The organism is Streptomyces sp. NBC_00310, from assembly GCF_036208085.1.
Classification (GTDB): Bacteria; Actinomycetota; Actinomycetes; order Streptomycetales; family Streptomycetaceae; genus Streptomyces.
This window is the reverse complement of the sequence record NZ_CP130714.1, coordinates 1947051-1972679: the sequence shown is the minus strand read 5'-3', so window position 1 is coordinate 1972679 and position 25629 is coordinate 1947051. Positions and strand designations below refer to the sequence as shown.

20 protein-coding genes and 2 pseudogenes are annotated in these 25629 nt (G+C 72.3%); 8 read left to right on the top strand and 14 right to left on the bottom strand.

Annotated elements, in window-relative coordinates; genetic code table 11:
• Positions 1-44: 44 nt before the first annotated feature.
• On the bottom strand, positions 45-1736 hold the full coding sequence (locus tag OG202_RS08655; RefSeq protein WP_327730718.1) for a DUF885 domain-containing protein: 1692 nt from the start codon (positions 1734-1736) through the stop codon (positions 45-47).
• A gap of 136 nt (positions 1737-1872) precedes the next feature.
• Positions 1873-2364, bottom strand: a complete 492-nt coding sequence (locus tag OG202_RS08650; RefSeq protein WP_326584292.1) for an Lrp/AsnC family transcriptional regulator — start codon at positions 2362-2364, stop codon at positions 1873-1875.
• A gap of 60 nt (positions 2365-2424) precedes the next feature.
• Here OG202_RS08650 and OG202_RS08645 point away from each other — a divergent pair, with 60 nt between their 5' ends.
• Entirely contained in the window at positions 2425-3663 is a 1239-nt protein-coding gene (locus OG202_RS08645) for a trans-sulfuration enzyme family protein (RefSeq protein WP_327730719.1), read from the top strand.
• 180 nt (positions 3664-3843) lie between these two features.
• Here the strand turns inward: OG202_RS08645 and OG202_RS08640 are convergent, their stop codons facing one another.
• From OG202_RS08640 to pdxR, 5 genes are all read right to left on the bottom strand, one after another.
• Positions 3844-5145, bottom strand: coding sequence for a GNAT family N-acetyltransferase (locus tag OG202_RS08640; protein WP_327730720.1), 1302 nt, complete (start codon positions 5143-5145; stop codon positions 3844-3846).
• Positions 5146-5293: 148 nt separating this feature from the next.
• A complete protein-coding gene (locus OG202_RS08635) occupies positions 5294-8005 on the bottom strand; it encodes a DUF7824 domain-containing protein (protein WP_327730721.1) in 2712 nt (903 codons plus the stop codon).
• A complete protein-coding gene (locus OG202_RS08630) occupies positions 8002-9528 on the bottom strand; it encodes an SWIM zinc finger family protein (protein WP_327730722.1) in 1527 nt (508 codons plus the stop codon). The genes OG202_RS08635 and OG202_RS08630 overlap by 4 nt, the downstream gene beginning before the upstream one ends.
• Before the next feature lie 160 nt (positions 9529-9688).
• On the bottom strand, positions 9689-11284 hold the full coding sequence (locus tag OG202_RS08625) for an alkaline phosphatase D family protein (RefSeq protein WP_326584297.1): 1596 nt from the start codon (positions 11282-11284) through the stop codon (positions 9689-9691).
• A 353-nt stretch (positions 11285-11637) separates the two neighbouring features.
• Entirely contained in the window at positions 11638-13077 is a 1440-nt protein-coding gene (gene pdxR, locus OG202_RS08620; protein WP_327730723.1) for a MocR-like pyridoxine biosynthesis transcription factor PdxR, read from the bottom strand.
• Positions 13078-13124: 47 nt separating this feature from the next.
• Here pdxR and OG202_RS08615 point away from each other — a divergent pair.
• A pseudogene (locus OG202_RS08615) lies at positions 13125-14006 on the top strand (DMT family transporter); the annotation flags it as partial.
• A 75-nt stretch (positions 14007-14081) separates the two neighbouring features.
• Here the strand turns inward: OG202_RS08615 and OG202_RS08610 are convergent.
• Positions 14082-14915 carry an alpha/beta fold hydrolase gene (locus OG202_RS08610; RefSeq protein WP_327730724.1) on the bottom strand — a complete coding sequence of 278 codons (834 nt, stop codon included), beginning with the start codon at positions 14913-14915 and terminating at the stop codon, positions 14082-14084.
• A gap of 160 nt (positions 14916-15075) precedes the next feature.
• Here OG202_RS08610 and OG202_RS08605 point away from each other — a divergent pair, with 160 nt between their 5' ends.
• The gene (locus OG202_RS08605; RefSeq protein ID WP_327730725.1) at positions 15076-15963 is read left to right on the top strand and encodes an RNA polymerase sigma-70 factor; all 888 of its coding nucleotides are present in this window, start codon (positions 15076-15078) and stop codon (positions 15961-15963) included.
• Positions 15964-16178: 215 nt separating this feature from the next.
• Positions 16179-16940 (top strand): GntR family transcriptional regulator, encoded by a 762-nt coding sequence (locus OG202_RS08600; protein ID WP_327730726.1) that lies wholly within the window; start codon positions 16179-16181, stop codon positions 16938-16940.
• A gap of 236 nt (positions 16941-17176) precedes the next feature.
• Here the strand turns inward: OG202_RS08600 and OG202_RS08595 are convergent, their stop codons facing one another.
• Positions 17177-18334: an ROK family transcriptional regulator gene (locus OG202_RS08595; RefSeq protein ID WP_326584302.1), complete on the bottom strand. Its 1158-nt coding sequence runs from the start codon at positions 18332-18334 to the stop codon at positions 17177-17179.
• A gap of 327 nt (positions 18335-18661) precedes the next feature.
• On the opposite strand from OG202_RS08595, the gene OG202_RS08590 reads away from it, so the two are divergent.
• A complete protein-coding gene (locus OG202_RS08590) occupies positions 18662-19099 on the top strand; it encodes a hypothetical protein (protein ID WP_327730727.1) in 438 nt (145 codons plus the stop codon).
• Between the two features lie 47 nt (positions 19100-19146).
• On the opposite strand, the gene mug is transcribed toward OG202_RS08590, so the two are convergent.
• Both mug and purB read right to left on the bottom strand, forming a co-directional pair.
• Entirely contained in the window at positions 19147-19644 is a 498-nt protein-coding gene (mug, locus tag OG202_RS08585; protein WP_328222564.1) for a G/U mismatch-specific DNA glycosylase, read from the bottom strand.
• 44 nt (positions 19645-19688) lie between these two features.
• Positions 19689-21131 (bottom strand): adenylosuccinate lyase, encoded by a 1443-nt coding sequence (gene purB, locus OG202_RS08580; RefSeq protein WP_327730728.1) that lies wholly within the window; start codon positions 21129-21131, stop codon positions 19689-19691.
• A gap of 330 nt (positions 21132-21461) precedes the next feature.
• Here purB and OG202_RS08575 point away from each other — a divergent pair, with 330 nt between their 5' ends.
• From OG202_RS08575 to OG202_RS08565, 3 genes are all read left to right on the top strand, one after another.
• Positions 21462-21926 (top strand): SRPBCC family protein, encoded by a 465-nt coding sequence (locus OG202_RS08575; RefSeq protein ID WP_327730729.1) that lies wholly within the window; start codon positions 21462-21464, stop codon positions 21924-21926.
• Positions 21923-22258 carry an ArsR/SmtB family transcription factor gene (locus tag OG202_RS08570; RefSeq protein WP_326584307.1) on the top strand — a complete coding sequence of 112 codons (336 nt, stop codon included), beginning with the start codon at positions 21923-21925 and terminating at the stop codon, positions 22256-22258. The genes OG202_RS08575 and OG202_RS08570 overlap by 4 nt, the downstream gene beginning before the upstream one ends.
• Positions 22259-22344: 86 nt before the next feature.
• Positions 22345-22785, top strand: a complete 441-nt coding sequence (locus tag OG202_RS08565) for an SRPBCC family protein (RefSeq protein WP_327730730.1) — start codon at positions 22345-22347, stop codon at positions 22783-22785.
• Positions 22786-22948: 163 nt separating this feature from the next.
• Here OG202_RS08565 and OG202_RS08560 read toward each other — a convergent pair whose 3' ends face one another.
• From OG202_RS08560 to OG202_RS08550, 3 genes and pseudogenes are all read right to left on the bottom strand, one after another.
• Complete coding sequence (locus OG202_RS08560; protein ID WP_327730731.1) at positions 22949-23608, bottom strand: PASTA domain-containing protein; 660 nt, start codon at positions 23606-23608, stop codon at positions 22949-22951.
• A 297-nt stretch (positions 23609-23905) separates the two neighbouring features.
• On the bottom strand, positions 23906-24244 hold the full coding sequence (locus tag OG202_RS08555) for a DUF4326 domain-containing protein (protein ID WP_327730732.1): 339 nt from the start codon (positions 24242-24244) through the stop codon (positions 23906-23908).
• 107 nt (positions 24245-24351) lie between these two features.
• Positions 24352-25444 (bottom strand): annotated as a pseudogene (locus tag OG202_RS08550) (IS630 family transposase).
• Positions 25445-25629: the final 185 nt, after the last annotated feature.

The following is a 25629-nucleotide window of genomic DNA, read 5'->3' as shown; positions in this document are numbered from 1 at the left end:
GACGCCGGGCCCTGCCGCGGACGGCGGTGGGCCCGGCCGGCCCCTCACAGCCGGGACAGCTCGTCCACCAGGTCGTCCAGGCCCAGGGAGCCCTGGGACAGCGCGGCCATGTGCCAGGCCTTGGCGTCGAAGGCGTCGCCGTGGCGCCGCTTCGCGTTCTCCCGGCCCAGCAGCCAGGCGCGTTCGCCGAGCTTGTAGCCGATGGCCTGGCCCGGCATCGTCAGATAGCGCGTCAGCTCGCTCTCCACGAAGTCCGCCGGGCGGCTGCTGTGGGCGCCGAAGAACTCCTGGGCCAGCTCGACGGTCCAGCGCTCGCCCGGGTGGAAGGGGGAGTCCGCCGGGATCTCCAGCTCCAGGTGCATGCCGATGTCGACGATGACCCGGGCCGCCCGCATCATCTGCGCGTCCAGGTAGCCGAGCCGCTCCTCCGCGTCCTTGAGGAAGCCCAGCTCGTCCATGAGCCGCTCCGCGTACAGGGCCCAGCCCTCGGCGTTGGCGCTCACCCCGCCGATCGTGGCCTGGTAACGGGACAGGTCGTCCTTGACGTACACCCACTGCGCGAGCTGGAGGTGGTGGCCGGGGACGCCCTCGTGGTACCAGGTGGACACCAGGTCGTACACCGGGAAGCGGGTCGCGCCCATCGTCGGCAGCCAGGTGCGGCCCGGGCGGGAGAAGTCCTCGGTCGGGGCCGAGTAGTACGGGGCCGCCGCGCCGCCGGGCGGGGCGATGCACGACTCGACCTTGCGGACCGGCTCGGCGAGGTCGAAGTGCGTGCCGTCCAGCGCCTCGATCGCCTCGTCCATCAGGGACTGCAGCCAGTCGCGGACCTCGTCGACACCCTCGATGTGCCGGCCGTGCTCGTCCAGGTGCGCGAGTGCCACCCACGGCGTCTCGGCGCCGGGCAGGATCTTCGCCGCCTCCTGCTTCATCTCGCCGAGCAGCCGGTGGAACTCGGCCCAGCCGTACGCGTACGCCTCGTCGAGGTCCAGGTCCGAGCCGGTGAAGTAGCGGACCAGCTTGCCGTAGCGCTCCCGGCCGACCGTGTCCGGCGCACCCTCGACGGCCGGGGCGTACACGTCCCGCATCCAGTCGCGCAGCTCCACCACGGCCCGGGTGGCCGCGCGGGCGGCCTCGTCCAGTTCACCGCGCAGCGACTCGGGGCCCGCCGACGCGAAGTCCTCGAACCAGCCGCGCCCCGAACCGTCCGTGTCCGCCCACTCGGTGAGCTGGCCGATGAACGTCGCGGTCGGGCGGGGGCCCGCGTACAGCTTGCGCTCCAGGCCGAGCGCGAGGGACGCGCGGTACCCGGCGTACGCCGTCGGCACCGCGCGCAGTCGCTCCGCGATCGCCGCCCAGTCCTCCTCGGTCTCGGACGGGGTGATGGTGAAGACCTCGCGCACCTCGTGCGGCGGCGTGACCATGTTGCCGACCGCACGCAGCCCCTCGTCGGCCTCGTGCACGGCCAGTTCCGCCGTCAGGCGCTCGCGCAGCAGGCGCGCGCACCGGCGCTCGGCGTCACTGTTCGCGCCCGGCTGCCGTTCGGCCTCGTCGAGCCGCGCGAGCGTCGCCCGGATCAGCTCCGCCCGGGCCTCCTGACCCGCCGGCGAGGTGTCCGGCAACCTGCTGGAACTCTCCTTCACACCCAGGTACGTGCCGGTCACGGGGTCGAGGGCGATGAGGTCGTCGACGTAGGCGTCGGCGACCTCGCGGGGCAGGGGGCTCTTGGTGTCAGACATGCCGACAATCTTGGTACGGCGGCGGGGGTGGCGTCAGCTGCTTAACGGGCGCTTGAACCTTACGTCGGCCGGATTCCGCTCAGGGCGTGATCCGCGTCCGGAGGGCCGGAGAGGTCGCAGGCTGGGGCCGGAGGTCTCACGGCGCATGGCGTTCGATGTCCGGCGGCAGCAGCGGCCCGCAGTCCCACTGCTGGAAGATCAACCGGGTCTCCACCCGCGCCACCTCGCGCCGTGACGTGAACCCGTCGAGCACCAGCCGCTGCAGATCCGCCATGTCCGCGACCGCGACATGCACGAGATAGTCGTCCGGCCCGGTGAGGTGGTAGACGGTCCGTGACTCGGGCAACGCCCGGATCCGCTCCACGAACGGCCCCACCAGCTCCCGTCGATGCGGCCTGACCTGCACCGACAGCAGCGCCTCCAGCCCACGCCCCAGCTTGGCCGGATCCAGCCGCAGCTGATGCCCGAGGATCACGCCCGCGCGCCGCAGCCGCGTCACCCGGTCCAGACACGTCGACGGCGCGACCCCGACCTGCGCCGCGAGATCCCGGTACGTCGTCCGGGCGTCGTTCTGCAACAGCCGCAGCAGATGGAGGTCCACCGGATCGAGTACGACGGATTCGGTCATTGTTCGAACGTAACACGGCGTTCGATCACCCCAGCCCGGCCGTTGTTCACTCTGACGCCCATGAACTCAGCGAGCACGCACGCGTACGACCACGCACGCACCACGCCGAGAGCACTGGCCACCGAGGCCGTGCACGCCGGCCGCGACGACCTCGCGCGTCAGGGCCTGCACGTCCCGCCGATCGACCTGTCGACCACCTACCCCTCGTACGACAGCCGCGGCGAGGCCGCCCGTATCGACGCCTTCGCCGGCGACGGCGCCGAGCCGGAGGGCCCGCCGGTCTACGGACGGCTCGGCAACCCGACCGTCTCCCGCTTCGAGACCGCCCTTGCCCGCCTCGAAGGCGCCGAGAGCGCCGTCGCCTTCGCCAGCGGTATGGCCGCACTGACCGCCGTGCTCCTGGTCCGCGCCTCGATGGGCCTGCGCCACGTCGTCGCCGTACGACCCCTGTACGGCTGCAGCGACCATCTCCTCACCGCGGGGCTGCTCGGCACCGAGGTCACCTGGGTCGACCCGGCCGGCGTCGCGGACGCGCTGCGCCCCGACACGGGCCTGGTCCTGGTCGAGTCCCCGGCCAACCCGACCCTCGCCGAACTCGACCTGCGGGCCCTCGCCCACGCCTGCGGCTCGGTCCCGCTCCTCGCGGACAACACCTTCGCCACACCCGTCCTGCAACGCCCGGTCGAGCAGGGTGCCCGGCTGGTCCTGCACAGCGCCACCAAGTACCTCGGCGGTCATGGTGACGTGATGGCCGGCGTCGTGGCCTGCGACGAGGAGTTCGCCGGGCGGCTGCGCCAGGTCCGCTTCGCCACCGGCGGTGTCCTCCACCCGCTCGCCGGCTACCTCCTGCTGCGCGGGCTGTCGACGCTCCCGGTCCGCGTCCGCGCGGCCTCCGCGACCGCCGCGGAACTCGTCCGCCGCCTCGCCGCCGACCCGCGCGTCGCCCGCGTCCACTACCCGCGCATCGGCGGCGCCATGATCGCCTTCGAGGTCCACGGCGATCCCCACGACGTCATCGCCTCCGTCCGCCTGATCACCCCCGCCGTCAGCCTCGGCAGCGTCGACACCCTCATCCAGCACCCGGCCTCCATCAGCCACCGCATCGTGGAGGAGACGGACCGTCGGGGCGCCGGGGTGAGCGACCGGCTGCTGCGGATGTCGGTGGGGCTGGAGGACGTGGAGGATCTGTGGGCTGATCTGGACGGCGCGTTGGGGATGGGGATGGAGATGGGGGCTGAGGGGGCGATGGGGGAGCGGACCGCTGACGAGAGGGCCGTGCTGTCCACGAGGCGGGCCTGAGTACTCGGGCTGATCCAGGTCACCGGGGTTTCCTGCCGGTCACCAGGGCTGATCCGAGTTGCTCGGGCGTGCGGGGCCGTGTAACCACCGCCCCGCAGCCGCGCCCTTCAGGGGCGCGGGGAACCGCGCGACCAGCCCCCACGCACCCGCACCCGACAACGGCTCACAAGCCCCCCGGTGCTACTCGGTCATTCCGACCGGTCGTTCGCGACGTCGCGCCGCACGCGACGCGACCGTGCCCTCATCCAGCCGCGCGGTGATCACCAGCGTCCCCTCCTCGATCTGATAGTCGAGCGGCAGTTCGAGCCCCCGCATCGCCGCGACCATCCCCGTGTTGGACGACTGCGTCACCACGTACACGTTCTCGCAGCCCGTCTCGGCCGCCATGTCCACCAGTCGGCGAAGCAGCTCACCGCCGATCCCACGCCGCTGCCACTCGTCCTCGACGAGCAGCGCGATCTCCGTCTCGTCGCCGTCCCACAGCAGATGACCGAGGCCGACGAGGCGCCCCGAGGCCGTCTGCGCGGCGAGCGTCCGCCCGAAGCGCGGGCTCAGCAGATGCCTGAGATAGCGGTCCGCGTCGCCGACGGGCCCGTGGTACCGCATGCTCAGCGTGCGCGCGGAGCACCGCTCGTGCATCGCCTTCGCCGCCCGCAGGTCCCCGGCGTCGGCGCGCCGCACCATGAGGTCGTTGCCCTCCGGCAGCGTCAGCACGTCCTGGCTGCGCGGGATCCGCGGCCCCAGCCGCGCGTCCAGCTCCACCAGCGCCCGCGCCCGCGCGAACTCCGTCGGGGTGAACGGCAGATACGGCCGCTCCACCGTGATCACCCCACCCTCCGGCGCCCGCAGCCGCATCACCGTCTCCTCCAGCACCCCTTCGACCGGGGCGCTCTCCTGTGCCCGGCCCGAGCCGGGAGCGGTGGCGGGCAGCGAGCGGATGGTGCAACGGCCCAGCAACTGCCGCAGCGCGAGCGGGAGTTCCGCCGCGTCCAGCGCCGTACGCGTGGCCAGGCCGAGGATCCGGGTCGGTGCGTCCACCAGGTCGTGGGCGTCACCGCGCTCGATCCAGGTGCCGGTGCCACCCGCCTCCGACACGGCCCGGCCGATCTCGGCGGCCGACAGTTCCTCGGGCGCCCGGAGCAGGAAGTCGTCGACCGTGCCCTCGGCCAGCGGGTGGGTCTGCAGGCTGAGGATGTCGACGCTGTGCACCGCCAGTGCCGTGCACAGCGCGGCCAGCGAACCGGGTTCGTCCTTCACCGTCGTCCGCATCCGCCACATCAGGGTCGCACCGGTGACCACCGCGCCGACCGCCTCGGACGGCCCGGCCTGCTGCCCCTCGGCGAGCGGCGGCCGGGCGTCGGTATCGCCCGTCGGCGGCGCGTGACCGTGGCGCCGTTCCCACCAGCTACGGAAGCCGGCCGTGGCCGACAGCAGCCGGTGGTGTACCGGGCGGGCGTTCTTCGCCCGCGTCACATCAGACATGTCTGGAGTCATGGGGCCACTGTGAACGAACGGTGTTGCGTGATCACGAACGCTTTGTGACTGACCGGTAAAAGCATCGTTCCGCACCCTTTGTTGCTTTTTGTATGACTGATGCTGTCGGAACCGATGCCAACGGTGACCGTAGAGGTCAGACGGGCGCCTCCGCCAGCGCCGCGCGCAGCCGCCGGGCCTGGGTCACCAGCCGGGACGAGCCCCGCCGCTGAGCCGCCGTGGCGAGATGGGGCAGCTCCCCGTGTGCCCCGGACCGCTCCACGCATTCGGCGGCGACGGCCAGGAGATCTCCGAGGCCACGCGCCGGCGTCTTCGCCGCCCCCTCGCCCGCGAGTTCGGCCAGCAGCGGCGGCAGGGTGTTCCGCAGCACCGACCAGCCGGTGCCGTACGCCCCGGTCGCCGCGACCGTCCGTATCGCCTCGGCGAGCCGCGACGGCTTCACGCTTCCCAGCGCCGCGAGCTTTCCCAGGTCGGCGCCCAGCCGCTCCGCGTCCAACTGCCCACGAGCCGCCAGCACCAGCAAGGCGTCCACAGCGGCGAGCCGGTCCTCCGGGCGCCGCGCGCCCAGCCCGTAGGCGACGCAGAGATGCACGGCCGGACCCGCTTCGCCCTCCGCCTCGGCGAGTACCGGCAGGAACGAGAACCCGGCCTGTGTGCCGTCGTCGATGACACTCATCGAGAGATCGCGCAGGACGCGCCCCGCCACGAGCTCCGGCCGGTTCGGCACCATGGCCAGCCAGTGCCGCCAGTTCGTGTCGCCCCAGTGGTGGCAGTACGAGCGCTCCGCGTACACGGACAACGGGCGGCCCAGCCGACGGAACTCCGGTGGGAACGACTCGCCCTGCAACTCGGGCAGTTCACCGAACTCCACCAGGATTCGGGGCCCGGCCGTACGGCTGCGCTCCAACGGCTGGGACGGCACCTCGGTCAGCAGCCACTCGGCCAGCCGGTCCCCTGCCCTCGTGCCCAGCTCCCGAGCCGCCACCGCGGCGGACGCGAGCGCGGCCGGGTCGTCGCGGCGCACGCGGAGCAGCGCCTGCGCGAAGTCCACCTCGCCCGGGCGGGCCCCCGACCGCCGGTAGGCGTCCAGCCGCTCCACCAGGTCCGCCGGTTCCAGCGAACCCGTGCTCCAGCTGGGCGTCGACAGCAGGAACGGCAGCGGGTCGGTACGGATCCGGTACGAGATCTCCCGCAGCCGGGCGTTGAACGCCCAGAGCAGGCCGTCGTGCACACAGCCGGAGGACTCGGCGGCCCCGTACCGCACCGAACGCAGCGTCTCGGTGTCCACCCGTTCGAAGAGGGTGGCGATGACGAGCGCCAGGCCGTGCGGCCTGGTGCGGAAGTGCTGGTCGAGGGCGGCCGGGCTCATCCCGTCCCACCAGCCGCGGGCGGTCGTCGTCCCGAGGGCCTCCACCAGCGCTTCCCGGTCGCGGTGCGCATGCCGTACGAGCCCGTCCAGTGTCCGCTCGAACACGGCGCCCTCGTCGCGCGCGGCCAGCAGGGCGCCGACCTCCTCGGTGAGCTCGGCCAACGTCTCCGGCGCCGGCGCGAGGCGCGTCGGCAGGGGCACCGGCGGCAGCAGTTCCTCGTGGACCTCGGGGGCGGGTGCGGCGGCCGCGACACCGAGGAGCTGCCGGGCCCGGGCGCGCAGGCCGGGGCTCAACCGGGCGGCAGCGTCGGCGATCTCGTCCCGGACGCTGATCGTGGCGCCGCCGTCTGGGCCGGAGTCGGTGTCGCAGTCGGTGTCGGAATCGAGGTCGGTGTCGGAATCGAGGTCGCCGAGGTGCCGCTCCACCAGCTTCAGCGCCCGCTCCTGCACATCCGTGTCCTCGTGCCCGAAGGCCAGGGCCACCACGGGCAGCAGCGCGGCCACGGTGGACGGCTCCCGCTTGAGCACCTTGCCCAGCAACATGAGCTGGGCCCGGACGAGCTTCTTCTCGGTGCGGAAGAGCACCGCGCCGGACATCTCGGCGAGCCGGCGCGACCCCAGCTCGTCGTCCAGCGCGAAGCCCGCGAGGACGGACTGGGCGTGCGCAGCCACCGTCGAGGGGGCCTCGGAGCACAGGGCGGTCCAGTCCGGGATCCGCTCGCGCTGTTCGTCGCGGGTGAGGTCGAGCGCGGTCAACAGGCCCAGGAAGACCTTGTTGTCCGCCGCGGAGCCGCCGCCGCGCAGCAGCCGCGCCACACACCCGTCGACCATGACCTTGCGGTCCAGGAAGCCTACCCGGGTCAGCTGGGTCAGGGCGTACGTCCAGTCGTTCAGGCCGTCGCCGTACCGCCAGTCGCTGCGGGCGCCGATCTCCTCGATCTCGAACAGCGCGGCGACGAGTTCCCTGAGATGCGGATCCTTGCGCAGGTTCCCGATGACCGTGCCCGCCTCCCGGCGCGTCCGGCCGATGTGGTCCATCCAGCCCCGCACATAGGCCTCGGACGTGGGCACCGGGCAGCCCGCGAGCCGGACCAGGCCGGCCATCAGCTCGTACGGGACGTCGGCGGAGAGCGGGCGCTCCGCCAGCCGGTGCACGACGTCGGCGAGCCAGTCGGGATCGCGGTCACCGAGCACGTCGATCAGGACCGACGGCGGTGCCTGCCGCCAGCGCAGCTCGGACCCGGTGAGCCAGGTCGCCACGGCGGCGGCCCCCGTCTGGCAGGCGGCGCCCGCCGCGTGCAGCGCCGGATACGCCCGCTGGGCCCGAAAATCCCAGGGCTCCGCCCGCAACTCCTTGCGCAGTTGTCGCAACTCCGGCATGCACGCGCGACGTTCGCCGTCCGCCATGCCGTCCACCAGAGCGACGAGGTCGCTCAGGTTCCCCGACCGCACCGCGCTGATCAGCGCCTGCGAACTCATCGCGCGCCCCCCTCGATCCGTGCCCCGTCGACCTGTCCGGCGTCGGCCCGTGTGCCATCAGGCTTGGTCTCGGCCCGCGCCCCGCCCCGCTGCCCGCCCGGCCCGGGGCCGGTCGGTGTCCCGACCCGTTCGGCGCCGGTCTCGGCCCTGCCCGGTTCCGCCGTCGCGCCGCGGCGGACCATGCGCACGGCCAGCGCGTGTTTGCAGGGACCGCGGCCGCCCCGGTACTTCGCCCACCAGAGGCAGGAGCAGCTGAGGGTGCCCGCGCTGTCCCGTACCCGGTGGACATGGCCGTCCTCGGCGGTGACCGTGCCGAGGCCGTTCTCCAGGGAGACGGCTCCCGCGGCCACGAGGGCGCGGGCCGAGCGCAGGCGGGGATTGTGGCGCTCGACGCGGTCGGCGTCGTAGGGGAGTTCGCGGTGAAAGTACGCGGCCTCCGCCGTGTCGTAGCCGACGCGTCCCGAGGTGCCCAGCCGGGTCAGCGCCGCCCGCACCCGCTCGGCCGGCAGGCCGGAGGAGGCGGCCAGGTCCCCGACGTCGACGCGCGGCTCCCAGGCCAGCAGGACCGCGATCAGCTCCGCGTCCTCGGCGGCCTCGTCCGTGGCGAGGGCGTCCAGGACACCGCCCTCGCCGGAGAAGCCCCGTGCGGCCTCCGGGGACAGCGTGAGGGTGAGCCGCATGCCCGGCAACACGACTTCCCAGGCACTGGCGAGAGCGGCCTGACCAGTGGCGGGCGGACCGTAGACGCGCAGGGCCGTGGCATGGCGCAGGACCCGCTGCAGGGCGACCAGCCGCTCCGGGCCCGGCAGACACACCGCGCCCGGGACGGGCCGGGTGGTCGGCCGCAGGGCGCGTCCGGCGGGCACGACCCACTGGGCGCCCCGCGAGGCCCCGCGCGAGCCACCACGCGGCAGTGACCGCAGGAAGCGCACCGCCTCGGCGGCCGGCAGCTCGGCCCGCAGATCGAACCCGGCCGCGATCACCTGGGCCTCGGCGAAACCACGCAGCCAGCGGTCCGGTAGCGGCACCTTCTTCTCCACCACCGGACCGGCGGCCGTGGTCACCGCCAACTCCTCGGGGCCGACCCGTAGATGGAGCGGATCGTCCCCGCCGATCCGGGACAGCGCCTCCCGCAGCGGGTTGTTGACGTCCACATTGGTCGTGCCATGACCCACCTCGCCGCCGTCGAGGCCCGGCTTCAGCACGTCCAGGCGGGCGTAGACCCCGCCGCAGCCCGAGAACGACTCGAACCGCAGCCGGTCCCCGTTGCCCGTCACCACCGGGTCCAGCGACGCCCGCAGCTGCTGCTGGTGGTACCGCGCCGCCGCCACGTCGGCCACCGCCAGCAGCCCCGCCGCGGCCACCTGAGGGGAGGTCAGGAAGCCCGTGAAGAACCGCGGATGGTCCTCGAACCCCGTCGGGGTCGCACCCCGTGAGGTCTCCAGCCCCAGCCGGTGTCCGCCCGCCACGGACTCCAGCACGGAGGGTCGCGTGTAGGCCACGGCCTGCAAAGATCGCGTCATGGGAAAACCGTAGAAGCGACCACTGACAATCGGCCCTGACCTGCGAGAACGAGCCTGCGGGAACGAGCCGGTGAGATGATCCGGCCGGCCGGTGAGCCGGCAGGTGAGGCGGCAGATGGGGCGGCGGGCGTCGGCCGGCGATCGGTCTACGACACGGGGGTCACTGCCCGACGCGACCCGGCTGGAGCACCTTCGTGTAGAGCACGGTCCCGTCCTGCTCCCGCAGCCGTACCGTCAACTCCCCGCTGTGACCGTCGATGTCGACCTCGCCGAAGAACTGGTAGCCGCCCGCGGGGGACACGTTCGCCGTGGTCGGCGCTTTCATGAACACCCGTTCGGGACCGAAGGTGTTGTCCAGCGCGTTCGCCGGGAAGGCGCCGGCGTTGAGCGGGCCGGAGACGAACTCCCAGAACGGCTCGAAGTCGGTGAAGGCGGCCCGCGACGGCTGGTAGTGCTGCGCCGAGGTGTAGTGCACATCGGCCGTCAGCCACACCGTGCCGGTGATCTTCCGGTGCTTGATGAACCGCAGCAGCTCGGCGATCTGCAGCTCCCGCCCGAGCGGCGCGCCCGGGTCGCCCTGTGCCACGGCCTCGACGTTCGGCTTGCCGTCCCCGGTGTCCGGTACGACCAGGCCGAGAGGCATGTCGGAGGCGATCACCTTCCACACCGCCCGCGACCGCGACAGCTCCCGCTTGAGCCACTCCAGCTGCTCGGCGCCGAGAATGCCCACCGCGTCGGTGGTCTGCGTGCCTGGCGAGTTGGCGTTGCGGTAGGTCCGCATGTCCAGCACGAACACGTCCAGCAGGGGGCCGTGGCGCAGCACGCGGTGCACCCGGCCCTCCCGGGCGCCCGGCCGCAGCGTGGAGATCGGGAAGTACTCGCCGAGGGCCCGCCGCGCCCGTGCCGCCAGCACGTCCACGCTCTTCTCGGTGTACCGGGTGTCGGTGAGGATCTCGCCCGGGTACCAGTTGTTGGTGACCTCGTGGTCGTCCCACTGCACGATCGCCGGGACCTGGGCGTTGAACCGCTTCAGGTTCTCGTCCAGCAGGTTGTAGCGGAAGTTGCCCCGGAACTCGGCCAGCGTCTCCGCGACCTTGGACTTCTCCTCGGTGGTGACGTTCCGCCAGGTGCCGCCGCCGGGGAGCGCCGCCGTCGCCGCGATCGGGCCGTCGGCGTAGATCGTGTCGCCGCTGAACAGGAAGAAGTCCGGGTCCAGCGCGCCCATCGCGTCGAAGATGCGGTAGCCGCCGCGGTCGGGGTTGATCCCCCAGCCCTGCCCGGCCAGGTCGCCCGACCACACGAACCGCGCCCCGGAGCGCCGTTTCAGCGATGTCGTACGGAACGTGCCGGTGACAGGCTCGCCGGTGCGGCGCGGGTCGTCCGGGTCGGCGAGCAGCACCCGGTAGTGGATCTGCTCGCCCGATGGCAGACCGCGCAGCCGCGTCGTACCGGTGAAGTCCGTGCCGGCGCCGAGCAGCGGGCCGTGCCATCTGCGCGGGTCGCGGAACGACTCGGTGGCGGACGTCTCGACGATCATCCGCGCCGGACGGTCCGACCGTACCCACACCAGCCCGGAGTGCGCGGTCACGTCCCCGGCCTGCACACCCCAGCCGGCCTTCGGCCGTCCCGACAGGGCCAGCGCCGGCACCGAGCCGAGCGCGACGGAACCCGGCAGCGCCAGCGCCGCCGACGTGGCGAGCGAGCCGCGCAGCACGCTGCGGCGACCGGGCAGGGAACTCGGCGGACGGTGTGACATGAATGCGCCTCCAGCGACGGATCCGGCCAATGTGCACAGCCACAACTACGGGTACGCCGCAGCGCACACGGAAACGACAAGTGAACAACTGGCCGGGGGAGGAAGGAAGCACCGACGCCGTCTGAGAGCTCGGGGGGCGGTGTGTTGGCGGGTGCGGGTGCAGTGTGGTTGCTCGCGCAGTTCCCCGCGCCCCTGAAGGCATGGGGCGCGCCCGGAGTCTTTCAGGGGCGCGGGGAACTGCGCGACCCGCTCCCCCCACCCGCAGCCGAAGAACTCACCTGAGCGGGGTCGAAGGGGCGGCAGCCCCTGGGACAGGACGGGTAGGGGCGGCGGGGGCGAGGAAAACCCACAGGTCACCCGGCCGCCGATGCCAGCACCCCCACCCCCTCCCGAATCCGCGCGGGAGACAGATGCGCGTACCCCAGAACCAACCGCACCCCCTCGTCAGGCACCCGCCCGTACTGCGCCAGCCCCCGCACCGCGACCCCCGCGGCCGCCGCCCGCTCCAGGAAACGGTCGAGCGGCCCGTAGCGATCGGGCAGCGCGGCGATGACGTGCAGCCCTGCCGCGATCCCGGACACCTCCGCCCCGGGAAAGTGCTCGTCGAGCGCGGAGACCAGCGCGTCACGCCGCTCCCGATAGGCCCGCTGACACCGCCGCAGCTGCCGGTCGTAGTCCCCCCGCTCCACGAACCGGGCGAAGAGCGCCTGGTCGAGGGTGGGATGGCCGAGATCCATGGTCCGCTTGCGCTCGACGACCTCCTCCGCCAGCGACGCCGGTACGAGGAGCCAGCCGAGCCGCAGCCCGGGCGCGAGGGACTTGCTGACGGACCCGGCGTACGCCACCCGCTCGGGGTCGAGCCCCTGCAACGCGCCCACCGGCGCGCGGTCGTAGCGGAAGTCCCCGTCGTAGTCGTCCTCGACGATCAGTCCGTCCACCGCCCGCGCCCAGTCCAGCAGTTCGGCCCGTCGCCGCGCGGAGTACGCGATCCCCGACGGGAACTGATGCGCCGGCGTCGTCACCACCGCCCGCACCCCGGACTCCCGCAGCGGCCCGACGGCCAGCCCTTCCTCGTCCAGCGGCAGCGGCACGGTGTCGAGCCCGGCGGCGGAGTACAGCGTCCCGTGCTCGGGGCTGCCCGGGTCCTCGACGCCGGCCGTGCGTATCCCGCGCGCGTGGAGCACGAATCCGAGCAGGGTCGTCGCCTGCGCCACCCCGGAGACCACGACGATCCGCTCGGGGTCGGCGACCACGCCCCGGCGCCGGACGAGCAACTCCGCGAGGGCCGTACGCAGCCGGGGCAGGCCGCGCGGGTCGGGGTAGCCCAGTGCCTGATGGGGCAGCTCCGCGAGCACTCCGCGCTGGGCCGCCGCCCACGCGGCACGCGGGAACAGCGACAGGTCCGGCGTCCCGGGCACGAAGTCGGCGCGGGCCCCGGGGGAGCGCGGAGCGCGGTCACGCGCGCGTGGAAGGGCGGCCCGCACGGCGGCGCCCACCCAGGTCCCGGCACCCCGGCCGCTGCGCAGATACCCCTCCGCGACCAACTGCTCGTACGCCTCCGTCACCAGCCCGCGCGACACCCCGAGATCGGCGGCCAGCTCCCGGCTCGCCGGCAGCCGCGTCCCCCGCGAGAGCCGCCCCGACCGGATCGCCTCCCGCAGCGCCGCCTGCAGGGTCCGCCCACGCGCGCGTGCGGGCGCGTCGGCGACCGGCAGCAGCAACTCCCAGGCGGCGGTCCATGCGACGGGCCTGGAGGGATCCCTCGTCTCCGCATTGGTCCCCGATGACGTCATGAAAGTGGACCTTAATCCGGACCGCCCGCGTCCCTAGCGTCACGGCCATGAAAGCCATGACCGCGCGGACCACCGCCACGAGCTCCACGGCGACGCCCGCCGCAGGCACCCGCGGAACCCTCCTCGCCGCCCTCGCCTGCGTCCTCGTCGGCGGCTCCTTCACCGCCAACAGCGTCCTGGGCGAGTACCCGTACGCCGGCGGCCAGTTCCTCCGCTACGGCCTCGCCTGCCTCCTGCTGCTCCCGCTCCTCGGCCCGGGCGGCACGGCCCCCCTGCGTCGCCTGACCGCACGGCAGTGGGCGCGGCTCGGCCTGCTCGCGGCGGTCGGCATGCTCGGCTTCAACATTGCCGTGATCGCCGCCGAACGCACGGCGGAACCGGCGGTACCGGGGGTCTTCGTGGGCTGCGCCCCGGTGGTCGTCGCCGTCCTCGTCCCCCTGATGGAGGGCCGGCGTCCACAACGGCTGGTTCTCTACGGGGCGTTGCTGGTCGCGGCAGGCGCGTCCACCGTCCAGGGATGGGGTCGTACGGACGGCGTGGGCATCGCCTTCTCGGTGTGCGCGCTGGTGGGCGAGGTCGGCTTCGCGGTGCTGGCCGTGCCGGTGCTGCGACCGCTCGGACCGAGGCTCCTGTCGGCGACCGTCTGCGCGGTCGCCGCGATCGAGTCGGCCGCCGTCGGCCTGGTCGTCGACGGCGGCGCATGGCTGCGCCGCCCGGACACCACGGAGACCGCCGCGCTGCTGTGGCAGGCGGCGGTCGTCACGGTCATCGGGTTCGTGTGCTGGTACATGGGCATGCAGCGCATCGGCGCCGAGCGTGCCACCCTCTTCTCCGGCCTCATCCCGGTGGCCGCCGCCTGCACGGCACCCCTCGTCGGCACGGGCTCCTACGGCGCCGCGCAGGCCGTCGGCAGCGCGCTGGTGGGCGCCGGAGTCGCCCTGGGATCGGGGGCGTCGGCACGCCGCCGGTCAGCGGCCGCCGTCGAGTCAGCGGCCGCCGTCGAGTCAGCGGCTGCCGTCGAGGATGACGCGGGCGACCAGGGCGGGGTCGTCGTTCATGGGGCAGTGGCCGCAGCCGGGCAGCCGTACCAGCCGGGCGCCGGGGATGACCCGCTTGGCGCGGAGGCCCTGACGGCGCACGAGCAGCCAGTCCCGCGTGCCCCAGGCCACGGTGACCGGAAGCCCCGGGATGTCGTCGGTGAACAGGACGCTGCCGCCTGCCCGGAGGGTGTCGTCGAACCCGGTCGCCCCGGCCAGCGCGAGGGTCTCGGCGACCACCGCCTCGGGTGAACGGCGGCTCGGGCGGGCGTAGATGGTGCTCGTCAGGGCGGTGCGGCCGGCTGCCGAACGCGACAGCCGCTCGACCAGGGGCAGCGGCAGCCGCCGCGAGATGTGCCGCATGGTGAGCAGGACGCCGAACGCGTAACGCCGCTCGGCCTCGTTCCAGAAACCGGCCGGGGACAGGGCCGTGACGGACCGTACGAGCTTCTCGCGGCCCAGCTCCAGGGCGAGCAGACCACCCAGGGAGTTGCCCGCCACATGCGGGCGGTCGAGCTCCAGCGCCTCGCAGAAGGCGCCGAACACGGCGGTCGTCGTGGGCAGGTCGTAGGAGAGGCCGTCCGGCAGCGCGGGGGACTCGCCGAAGCCGGGCAGGTCCACGGTGATGACCTCGCGTTCGGCCGCCAGGATGTGCGTCACCGGGTCCCAGGCCTGCCGGTGGTGGCCGATGCCGTGCAGCAGGAGCAGCGGCTCGCCGGTGCCCTCGCGCGTGTAGGAGACCGTCACGGGCCGCGGGCCGAGCGGGGAGGGGACCTGGAAGGAGACCGTGGCGGCGGACATGGAGCAGCTCCTCGTCTGTGAGGCGGGCGCGCAGGTGTACGGCGTTCGTAGACAGCTTGTCAGCAACTGCTACCGGCCGGTAGTCCTCGGGAGTAACAAGCCCGCGCGCGTCGTCGGAATCGCCTGGACAGGGCCGCGTCCCTCGCGATGGGATGGAACGGTGACCACCGACATCGCGACCGACGTCTTCGAAGCACACCGCCCCGTCCTCATGGGAGTCGCCTACCGCATGCTCGGCCGGGTCGCCGACGCCGAGGACGTGGTCCAGGAGGCCTGGCTGCGCTGGTCCGGCGCCGACCGGTCCGACGTGCGCGAACCGCGTGGCTACCTGGTCCGCGTCACCACCCGGCTCGCGATCGACCGGCTGCGCCAGGTGCAGTCCCGCAACGAGGCCTACCCCGGTCCGTGGCTGCCCGAGCCGTACGCCACCGACTACGCGGCGACCGTCCCGGACACCGCCGAGCGGGCCGTCCTCGCCGACACCGTCTCGCTCGCCGTCCTCGTCGTCATGGAGTCCCTCTCGCCCCTGGAACGCGCGGTGTTCGTGCTCCGGGAGGCCTTCGGCTACCCGCACGCCGAGATCGCGGCGATGATCGACCGCACGGAGTCCGCCGTGCGCCAGCTCGCCGGGCGGGCCCGCCGGCACGTCGACGAGCGGCGCCCGCGCTACGAGGTCGACCCGGCCGAACGCCGCGAGCTGACCGAGCGGTTCCTCGCCGCCGCGGCCGACGGCGACCTGGACGGCCTGATGTCGCTGCTGGCCCCCGACGTCCGTCTCGTGGGCGACGCCGGCGGCTTGAGCAAGGCCCCCGTGCGTGTCCTCGAAACCGCCGACAAGGTGGGACGGTTCGTGCACGGTGTCTCCCGCAAGGGCCTCGTCGACGCGTCGTTCCGCTTCATGGAGATCAACGGCGGATTCGCGGTGGTCCTCCTGTCGGGCGCCAAGGTCGACAGCGTGTTCCAACTCGATGTCGCCGACGGCCGTATCCAGTGCGTCTACATCGTGCGCAACCCGGAGAAGCTGCTCTCCCTGACGCTGGATCAGTAGGCCGTACGTCCTTGGTACTCGGCCTCGTGCGCCTCGCGGCCGTGAAGCCTCGATGAACGCTGTCGTGCGTACGACTCGTCGGGTGGCCGGGCGTTCGATGATTGGTCTTGACCAAGGGTGGGGGCAGGCCTATGGTCGCAGGAAAGTGCAACAACCTTTAATAAACAAGGGCGCTAAAAACGCCGCCGGGCCACGGCGAAGCAGCGGAGGACAGGGTGGGGACCCAGCAGCTGGAATCGGTGCCGGAACCGAAGTACTGGCATCTGAAGACCGTGCTCAGTGAGGCATTGGACTCCGAGTTCTCGGTGGGCGAGATCCTGCCCAACGAACGTGACCTGGCGGCCCGCTTCGGCGTCGCCCGGGCCACCCTCCGCCAAGCGCTGGAGCAGCTCGAACTGGAGGGCCGCCTGCAGCGCCGCCGCGGCGTCGGCACCACCGTGGCACCCCCGCGCGTGGGGGTCGCGGTCGGCACCGAGCAGCACGCGTGGCCGGGCACCGTCGGCGACACCTGGCAGGCCGTGGACTGCACGGCCGCGGCGCCGCCCGCCGCGGTCGCCGACATGCTGGAGAGCGTCCACGGCGAGCAGGTGCACGTCGTGCGCCGCTCCCGCATGTCGCACGGCCAGCCCGTCGCCGCCGAGCTGCTCTACATCCCGGCCGGCTCGGTGCCCGCCCTGTCCGCCATAGACACGCCCTCCGGCGCCGCACGCGCGCGTGCCGTGCTGCGCGAGCTGCAGCGCCTGGAGCTGGAGGGGCAGGACCGCTCGGTGGAGCTGGGCTCCGCCCGCGCGGACGACGCCAAGGAACTCGACCGGCTGCCCGGCGCGCCCGTCCTCGTCGTCACCACCCGCTTCTTCGCCGAGGGGCGCACGGCGGCCGTCTCCATGGCCACCTACCGCGCTGACACGTGCCGCCTGACCTTCGGCGACTCGGGCGGCGTCGAGATCCACCACGGCCCGGAGCGCCGCGCGTCCTGACGACGCGGGCAGTCCCTACGAGCCGCACCCGCCGCACCCGCCGCGCCCCGGACTTCCGGGGCGCGGCGTTGTGCGTACCGGGGCCGCGGGGCCGAGGCGGTCCTGGGCTCGGCAGCGTTTCCGGCACCGGCATCGGGACGGACGCCGGCACCACGACGGCACCGGCATCGGGACGGACACCGGCACCAGCATGGGGACGGCATCGGCGTCGGCATCGGGACGGCACCGGCGCGGGCTCAGCGCCGTGCCGTCACCGTGCCCTCGACCGCGAACAGCTGTTCCTCGACGTGGTCCAGGGCCAGCCGGAGCGCGCCCATGGCGACGGCCGCCTCTCCCAGTCGGGAGAGGGCGACGCGGGGCGGGCGCAGGCAGTAGCGGGCCAGCTCCTGGCGGAGAGGATCGAGGACGTCGTCGATGCCGGTCGCCCAGCCGCCGACGACGACGAGCTCGGGGTCGAGGGCGAGGACGAGGGCCGTCACGTCGTGGACGAGGCGCTGTATGAAACGGTCGACGGCCTCGCGGGCCCGCTCGTCGCCCTCGCGCGCGTGTTTGAAGACCTCGGCGACCGCCTGCTCGTCGAGCGGATGCAGGGGCTCGCCCGTGGTCGACAGCAGCGCCTCCGGGGTGGCCTCGCGGCCCAGCAGGTGCAGCGCGCCGATCTCCCCGGCCGCGCCGCCGTAGCCCCGGTGCAGCCGCCCCCCGATGAGTGAACCGGCGCCCGGACTCAGCCCCGCGAGTACGAACACCATGTCGTCGGACTCGGCGGCCGCGCCCTTCCAGTGCTCGGCGACGGCGGCGGCGTTGGCGTCGTTCTCGACCAGGACGGAGCACTTGAAGGAGCGGCTCAACCGCTCACCCAGGTTCAGGCCCGTCCACTCCGGCAGGGCCGAGCAGAGGCGGACGGCGCCGTCGGCCTCGATGATCCCGGGGCTGCCCACACCCACCGCCCGCAGCGAGCCGCGCGAGACGCCGGACCTGCGGAGCAGCTCGGCGACGGTCGAGCGCAGCCGCTCCAGCCGGTCGTCCGCCGACGCGGACTCGGAGACGTCCTTGGACAGCGAGCCCAGCACCCGCCCGTCGAGGTCCGCGAGCAGCGCGGTCACCTGGTGCGAGCCCACGTCCAGGCCCAGCAGATGGCCCGCCTCGGCCCGGAACCGGTAGTGCCGTGCCGGGCGCCCCTGCCGCCGGGCGGCACCCTCCTCGGCGGCCTGCTCGACCACCAGCCCGGCCTCGACCAGGCCTTCGACGACGCCCTCGACCGTGGGCCGGGACAGCCCGGTGACGGTGGTGATCTCGGTGAGCGTCGCGTGGTCCGTGGCGCGCAGCGCGTGCAGCACCACGGCCGAGTTGATTCTTCGGAGCAGAGAAGGATCCCCGCCGGTCAGTCGCCCCAACGTCCGTCCTCCCAGCTCGCGCCCGTGTCTGCCGGATCGTACTCGCCGCGACGCACCCCGGCGAGTGCCTGACGCCCCCGACCTGCGGAATCCCACCACGGGCGCCCGGCCCGCCCACCCTCACCACCGGCGCCCGGCCGCCCGGCTCGCCATCCCCACGGCCGCCCGCCGTGCGCCCGTCCAGACTGCGCGCCCGTCCAGACCGCGCTCCCGGCCGGGCCGCGCGCGCCGCGAACCCGGCGTCTCGGCTCCGACGACCGGCCGGACCGCGTGCACGACCTCCTGACGCAGCGCCAATTGTCAGTGGTGCCCGGTTTACTGGACCGCATGAGCATCACGCAGCACCTCGCCGTCATCGACCGGCTGTGCTCCGAGGAGTTCCCGGCGGAGCCCGGCCGGTCGGACGTCGGCACGGCCGGACCGGGCTATCACGTCGCCGAGTTACGGACGAGTGCCGACTTCTGGGAGGACGACGGCACGCGGCGGGAGGAGGCCGAGGAGCAGTACGAGGCGGACCGGGACGCCCTGTCGGAGCGGCTGGCCGAACGCTGGGGCGCACCGGACGTGTTCAGCCTGTGGAGCGTTCTCGACCGGTCCATGGACGGCGAGGACCTGCCCGAGCCCTGGGCGGTGCTCAGCTCCCACGTCCCGGACGTGCACCTCTGGCGGGCCGACGGCCGCTGGGTGGCCCTCGGTGTCTCCCAGTGGGACAAGGAGCTGCCGTTCCAACTCGTCGCCCTGATAACGGAGATCGCCCCACCATGAGGCGCCGGCTCGCCGCGCCGACCCCCGCCGGTCAAGTCCTGCGCCCGTCAGTCCTCCGCCGCCACCCGCAGCCGCCCGAACTCCTCCGCCATCGTCGCCGCCGTCCAGTGCGCGTTCAGCCCGCTGGGATTGGGCAGCACCCACACACGCGAGGCCCCGATGGTCCGCTCCTGCGGCCCGACGGAGGCCTTGCGGTCGCCGAAGGCCGCCCGGTACGCGGTCACGCCGACCACCGCGAGCCAGCGCGGCCGGATCCGCTCGACCTTGGCGGTCAGCAGGCGCCCGCCCTCGACGTACTCCTCCGGCGTCAGCTCGTCGGCCCGCGCGGTGGCCCGCGCGACGACGTTCGTGATACCGAGCCCGTACGACGGCAACTCGCCCTGCTCCGACGGCTTGAGGAGCCGGGGCGTGAAGCCGGACAGATGCAGGACGGGCCAGAAGCGGTTGCCGGGGCGGGCGAAGTGGTGGCCGGTCGCCGCCGTCATCAGCCCCGGATTGATCCCGCAGAAAAGGACCCGGAGGCCGTCCGCGGTGACATCCGGCACCAGCCGGTCGCGGGCGGCCTCCAGTTCGGCCTGGGTGAAGCGGGTCAGAGGATCGCTCCGGGCGTGTAACCGGCGGCCTCGGGGCGCTGCTTGACGATCTCCTCGATCCGGCCGACGACGACGGCGACCTGGTCGGCCGCGGCACCCGTGAAGGAGAGCTTGTCGGCCATGAGCGCGTCGAGCTGGGCACGGTCCAGCGGGACGCGGTCGTCGGCGGCGAGCTTGTCGAGGAGCTCGTTGCGCTCGGCACCCTGCTCGCGCATCGCGAGGGCGGAGGCGACCGCGTTCTCCTTGATGGCCTCGTGCGCGACCTCACGGCCGACGCCCGCGCGCACCGCGCCCATCAGCACCTTGGTCGTGGCGAGGAAGGGCAGGTAGCGGTCCAGCTCGCGCGCGACGACGGCCGGGAACGCGCCGAACTCGTCGAGGACGGTCAGGAAGGTCTCCAGCAGACCGTCCAGCGCGAAGAAGGCGTCCGGCAGCGCGACCCGGCGCACCACCGAGCAGGACACGTCGCCCTCGTTCCACTGGTCGCCGGCCAGCTCGCCGGTCATCGAGGCGTAGCCGCGCAGGATGACCATGAGGCCGTTGACGCGCTCGCAGGAGCGGGTGTTCATCTTGTGCGGCATGGCGGACGAACCGACCTGACCGGGCTTGAAGCCCTCGGTCACCAGCTCGTGCCCGGCCATCAGCCGGATCGTCTTCGCCAGCGAGGACGGCGCCGCCGCCAGCTGCACCAGCGCGGTCACCACGTCGTAGTCCAGCGAGCGCGGGTAGACCTGGCCGACGGAGGTGAACGCCTGCGCGAAGCCGAGGTGCCCGGCGATCCGGTCCTCCAGCTCCGCCAGCTTGGCAGCGTCCCCGCCCAGCAGGTCCAGCATGTCCTGGGCCGTGCCCACCGGGCCCTTGATGCCGCGCAGCGGGTAGCGGCCGAGCAGCTCCTCGACGCGGCCGTACGCCACGAGCAGCTCGTCGGCGGCGGTCGCGAACCGCTTGCCGAGGGTGGTGGCCTGCGCGGCCACGTTGTGCGAGCGGCCGGCCATGACCAGCTCGCCGTACTCACCGGCCAGCTTGCCGAGGCGTGCCAGCACGGCCACCGTACGGTCGCGGACCAGCTCCAGGGAGAGCCTGATCTGCAGCTGCTCGACGTTCTCGGTGAGATCGCGGGACGTCATGCCCTTGTGCACGTGCTCGTGCCCGGCGAGGTCGTTGAACTCCTCGATCCGCGCCTTCACGTCGTGCCGCGTGACCTTCTCGCGCTCGGCGATGGAGGCCAGGTCGACGGTGTCGAGGACCCGCTCGTAGTCGGCGAGCGCCCCGTCCGGCACCTCGATGCCGAGGTCCTTCTGGGCCCGCAGCACGGCCAGCCAGAGCTGCCGCTCCAGCCTCACCTTCTGCTCGGGCGACCAGAGCGTGGCGAGCTCGGCGGAGGCGTAGCGTCCGGCGAGGACGTTCGGGATACGGGGCTTGGCTGGCGCAGAAGTCACGTGGACGGAGTTTACCCGGCGTCCAGAGCGCCACCGGAACGTCCACCCTGTCCAGAGTGCCCAGGTCGCGGGCGCTGTGGACAGGGGCGTTCTCCGAGGCCGTGAGACGAGCGCGAGACGTCGGCCGCTGCGGTCGGCCTCCGACGTGTTCCGGCACCCGGCGTACGCAAGGGTGTCGCGCTCGCTGCGGGTGCGAGGAGCGGCGACGGCGCGGCGCCGCAGATGAGTGACCTGCTGCCGGGGAATCCTTAGAGCAACCAATGGTTGCGCATGCCGGAGGGGTGGCGTACGGTAATGCGCAACCAAAGGTTGCACGAGGAGGGGAGTGGGATGGAGTACGGCAGCATCGAGCGGGAGATCCACGTCGAGGCCACGCCCGAGGTGGTCTACGAGGTCATCAGCAAGCCCGAACACCTGCGGGAGTGGTGGCCGGACGAAGCGGAACTCGAGCCGGTGCCCGGCGCCACCGGGGTCATCTCGTTCGGCGACAGGTCTACGCCGGAGGCGCAGGTCGCCCCGGTCACCGTGTTGGAGGCCGATCCGCCCCGGCGGTTCTCGTTCCGGTGGGTGTACGGCGAGGGTGAGGCCGCGACGCCGGCCAACTCGCTCCTGGTCACCTTCGAGCTGGTCCCGTCGGGTACGGGCACACTGCTGCGCTTCAGCGAGGAGGGGTTCCGGGAGAAGGGCTGGGAGGCGGCCGTGCTCGAGGAGCAGTACCGCGAGCACGTCAACGGCTGGGACTACTTCCTGCCCCGCCTCGTCACGTATGTCGCTCGGCTGGTGTCGACGCCATGAGCGTCATCATCGACGACGAGCTCTGGTCGGCGGTGGGGGACCCCGTCCGGCGGCGGATGCTCGACCTGCTGCTGGCGGGCGGCGGGACGGCAACCACGCTGAGCGAGCAGTTGCCGGTCACGCGGCAGGCGGTCGCCAAACACCTCGCCGTACTCGGCCGGGTCGGGCTGGTCCACGTCACGCCGTCCGGACGCGAGCGTCTCTACGAGGTGGACGAGGCCCAGTTCGCCCGCGCGGTCGCGCAGTTGTCGGCGGTCGGGGCCACCTGGGACGCCCGGCTGCGTCGCATCAAGCGGATCGCCGAAGCAATCCAGCGAAGCCAGGAGGGCTGACACCTCACGAACGCACGTCGCCGCATCCGTGGCGGCGCTGATGAACCGCCCGCATGCGGGCGGTTGCACGAGAAGGAGGTATCGAGATGGTGGACATCCTGCACAGGATCGGAGTCACGTCGTCTCCCGACGCCGTCTACGCGGCCTTGACCACGGTCGATGGGCTGGCGAGCTGGTGGACGGAGGAAACGGACGCTGACGGCAGGGTCGGGGGAGTGATCCGGTTCCGCTTCGAGCCCGGCGGGTTCGACATGAAGGTCCTGGAGGCTCAGCCCGCCGAACGCGTGCTCTGGGAGGTCGTCGACGGTCCCGAGGAGTGGATCGGCACGCGGATCCGCTTCGAGCTCAAGCAGGAGGACGGCTTCACGATCGTGTTGTTCCGGCACGAGGGCTGGAAGGAGCCGGTGGAGTTCATGTACCACTGCAGCACCAAGTGGGCGACCTTCCTGATGAGCCTCAAGAAGCTGGTCGAAACCGGCAAGGGTGAGCCGGCGCCGCACGACGTCAAGATCAGCAACTGGCACTAGACCTTGCCCGCCACGTACTGGCGGAAGCGAGCTCTTCGTCCGGAAGGCCGAGGCCGCCCGCGAAGAAGTCCTGGGCGACGTGTAGCGGCAGCGCCCATGAGTGGACGGTGGCCCCGAAGCCGGGTGGCCCCGAAGCCGGGTGGCCCAGGGGCCGCGGCCGCGTTCAGAGGCAGCTCTCCTCGAACTTGACCGCGGTGAGCTTCACTGGCTGCCCGTTCAGCTTCGTGCCCTTCGTCGGCGTCTGGGTGCATACCTTCCAGTTCGACTCGATGAGGATGAACCTGCCCTCGCCGGACGCGTCCTCCACGGTGAGCGAGGTGCTGGAATCGAGCGCGGCGCGGGCGGTGTTCACGGACGTGCCCGTGAAGTCGGGCATCCTTCCGCTGGCGGCCGACGGTTCGGTCTGGTCCTTGGCCGGGCAGTCCTCCTCCAGCTTCACGGCGCCGAAGTCCAACTCGGTGTCCGTCGACGTGCTGGTGCCGGCCTTGATGTTTTGGGAGCAGACCTTCCAGTGCCGGTCGAAGGCTTGCAGACGGCCACGGCCGAGGGAGTCGTGAGACTTCAGGCTGTGGAACCCGGCGTCTTGCGCTGTGTCCTGGGCGCTCTGGAGGCCCATGCCGACGAAGTTGGGGACGGTGGCCTTCTCGGTCTTCGGCTTGTCGTCGGCGACTGCGCTCTGCCTGCCGTCGGCGGCCGCGTTCGGGCTGCTGCTCGTGGCTGCGGATGGCGTGCCGGCGGGGTCGTTGCCGTCGATGGCGTTGCCGATGGCGCCGAGGACGAGTACGCCTGCGATGACGCTGCCGATGATTTTCCAGTTGGCCATGGTTGCCCCTGTTGTGCGGGTTGTCATGAGGAGGCAGCGTATGAGGGGTTACCGAGGCGCGTGGGGTGTGTGGCGGTTCCGTGACCTGAACGGGTGGGCGTGCAGGGTGGATGCGGCGGGTTTCGCCGCCCCGTTGTTTGGGCGATCCGCGCTGGTGCGCGCGGAAACGTGAGGACCCCCGGTCACCTGCCCGGCCGGGGGCCTCGTGTGCCTGAGTCTTTTCGGAGGAACCTATGAAGCCGGTTGCGCGGCCATCAGCCCCCGTCGACACCGCCGGCACCTGCGGCTTCCGGGCCCTCACCGCTCGTCGGCGAGCTCCGCCAGGATGTCCCCGTGGCACGGCTCGGGCGCGCACCAGCAGGCCAGCGTCCTGCCGCGCAGCTCCGGCACCAGGGCCATCAGTTCGGGGGCGGCCGTCAGGTACTCCCGGTACTTCGCCATCACCTCGGCCCGCGTCCCGTCGCGCTTCTTCTTCTCGGTGTCGTATTGGAACGGGTTGAAGAGCGGATGCTGCGGCAGGTCCCAGTGGCCCATGGTCCAGCGGCGGCCGATGTACACCAGGTCGCTGGGGGCGTACTCCAGCCGGGGGCCGAAGTCGCGGATGCGGCCCTTCAGGTTGATCACTGTCGTGGACACGCGTGCCTCCCGGTGCGGCGGCTCCCTACGCTACTGGGCCCTCGTACGGCAGCAACTCGGGCCGCTTGGCCGGCACGCCGTCGCCGGACGGTGTACCCATGGGGCAACTAGTGTTCTGAGTCGGGAATTCTGTTCAGATAACTGGCGAGGCGTTCGAGGATCTCGTCTGCGGTCTTCGTCCAGACGTAGGGCTTCGGGTCGGTGTTCCAGGCGGCGATCCAGTTGCGGATGTCCTTCTCCAGGGCTTGGACGGACCTGTGAACGCCGCGCCGTATCTGCTTGTTGGTCAGTTCGGCGAACCATCGCTCGACGAGGTTCAGCCAGGACGAGCCGGTCGGTGTGAAGTGCAGGTGGAAGCGGGGGTGGGCCAGGCAGCCACTTCTTGATGGCGGGGGTCTTGTGGGTGGCGTAGTTGTCGCAGATGAGGTGGACATCCAGGTCGGCGGGCACCTCTTTGTCGAGCTTGGTGAGGAACTTCTTGAACTCCTCAGCCCGATGTCTGCGGTGCAGGGAGCCGATCACTTTGCCGGTGGCGGCCTCGAGGGCGGCGAACAGGGTGGTGGTGCCGGCGCGGACGTGGTCGTGGGTCACCCGCTCGGGAACCCCGGGCATCATTGGCAGCACGGGCTGGGATCGGTCCAGGGCCTGGATCTGCGACTTCTCGTCGGCGCAGAACACCAGGGCCCGCTCGGGCGGGTCCAGGTAAAGGCCGACGACATCGTGGACCTTGTCGACGAAGTACGGATCGGTCGACAGTTTGAAGGTCTCCGACCGGTGCGGCTGCAGGCCGAAGGCCCGCCAGATCCGTGAAACCGACGACTGCGAGAGGCCCGTCTCCTTCGCCATCGACCGCGTCGACCAGTGCGTTGCGTTCTTCGGAGTGGATTCCAGCGTCTTGGTGACTACCGCGGCGACCTGCTCGTCCGTCACGGTCCTTGGGCCGCCCGGACGCGGCATGTCACCCAGACCGGCGATCCGGTACTGCGCGAACCGGGCCCGCCAGCGGCCCACCGCATGGGGTGTGGAACCGAGCTGAGCAGCCACGTCCTTGTTCGAGGCGCCCTCGGTGCAGGCCAGGATGATCCGACACCGCAACGCCCATGCCTGCGGCGTGGAACGTCGCCGCACCCACTCCTCGAGTGCGGCCCGTTCTTCGTCCGACAGTGTCAACTCGGCCTTCGGCCGCCCCGTCCGTGCCATGGAGCAAGCCTATACATCTGAACAGAATTCCCGACTCAGAACACTAGGGCGTGTTTCGGAAGTCCCTTCGTCGCCCGAAGGGCGGCTCTGCGGCGTCCGGTGCGGCGAGAGTGCGTGCCGGGCGTCGCAGAGCAGAAGGGACTTCCGAAACACGCCCTGGTCCGGAACGCGGGGGCGACAGCGAG

Coding starts and splice junctions, on each gene's coding strand:
- OG202_RS08635 (WP_327730721.1), bottom strand. CDS start 8,005: ATGAGTTCGCAGGCGCTGATCAGCGCGGTGCGGTCGGGGAACCTGAGC.
- OG202_RS08625 (WP_326584297.1), bottom strand. CDS start 11,284: ATGTCACACCGTCCGCCGAGTTCCCTGCCCGGTCGCCGCAGCGTGCTG.
- OG202_RS08570 (WP_326584307.1), top strand. CDS start 21,923: ATGAGCGTCATCATCGACGACGAGCTCTGGTCGGCGGTGGGGGACCCC.
- OG202_RS08650 (WP_326584292.1), bottom strand. CDS start 2,364: ATGACCGAATCCGTCGTACTCGATCCGGTGGACCTCCATCTGCTGCGG.
- OG202_RS08610 (WP_327730724.1), bottom strand. CDS start 14,915: ATGTCCGCCGCCACGGTCTCCTTCCAGGTCCCCTCCCCGCTCGGCCCG.
- OG202_RS08575 (WP_327730729.1), top strand. CDS start 21,462: ATGGAGTACGGCAGCATCGAGCGGGAGATCCACGTCGAGGCCACGCCC.
- OG202_RS08640 (WP_327730720.1), bottom strand. CDS start 5,145: ATGTCTGATGTGACGCGGGCGAAGAACGCCCGCCCGGTACACCACCGG.
- OG202_RS08630 (WP_327730722.1), bottom strand. CDS start 9,528: ATGACGCGATCTTTGCAGGCCGTGGCCTACACGCGACCCTCCGTGCTG.
- OG202_RS08655 (WP_327730718.1), bottom strand. CDS start 1,736: ATGTCTGACACCAAGAGCCCCCTGCCCCGCGAGGTCGCCGACGCCTAC.
- OG202_RS08645 (WP_327730719.1), top strand. CDS start 2,425: ATGAACTCAGCGAGCACGCACGCGTACGACCACGCACGCACCACGCCG.
- pdxR (WP_327730723.1), bottom strand. CDS start 13,077: ATGACGTCATCGGGGACCAATGCGGAGACGAGGGATCCCTCCAGGCCC.
- OG202_RS08565 (WP_327730730.1), top strand. CDS start 22,345: ATGGTGGACATCCTGCACAGGATCGGAGTCACGTCGTCTCCCGACGCC.
- OG202_RS08560 (WP_327730731.1), bottom strand. CDS start 23,608: ATGGCCAACTGGAAAATCATCGGCAGCGTCATCGCAGGCGTACTCGTC.
- OG202_RS08590 (WP_327730727.1), top strand. CDS start 18,662: ATGAGCATCACGCAGCACCTCGCCGTCATCGACCGGCTGTGCTCCGAG.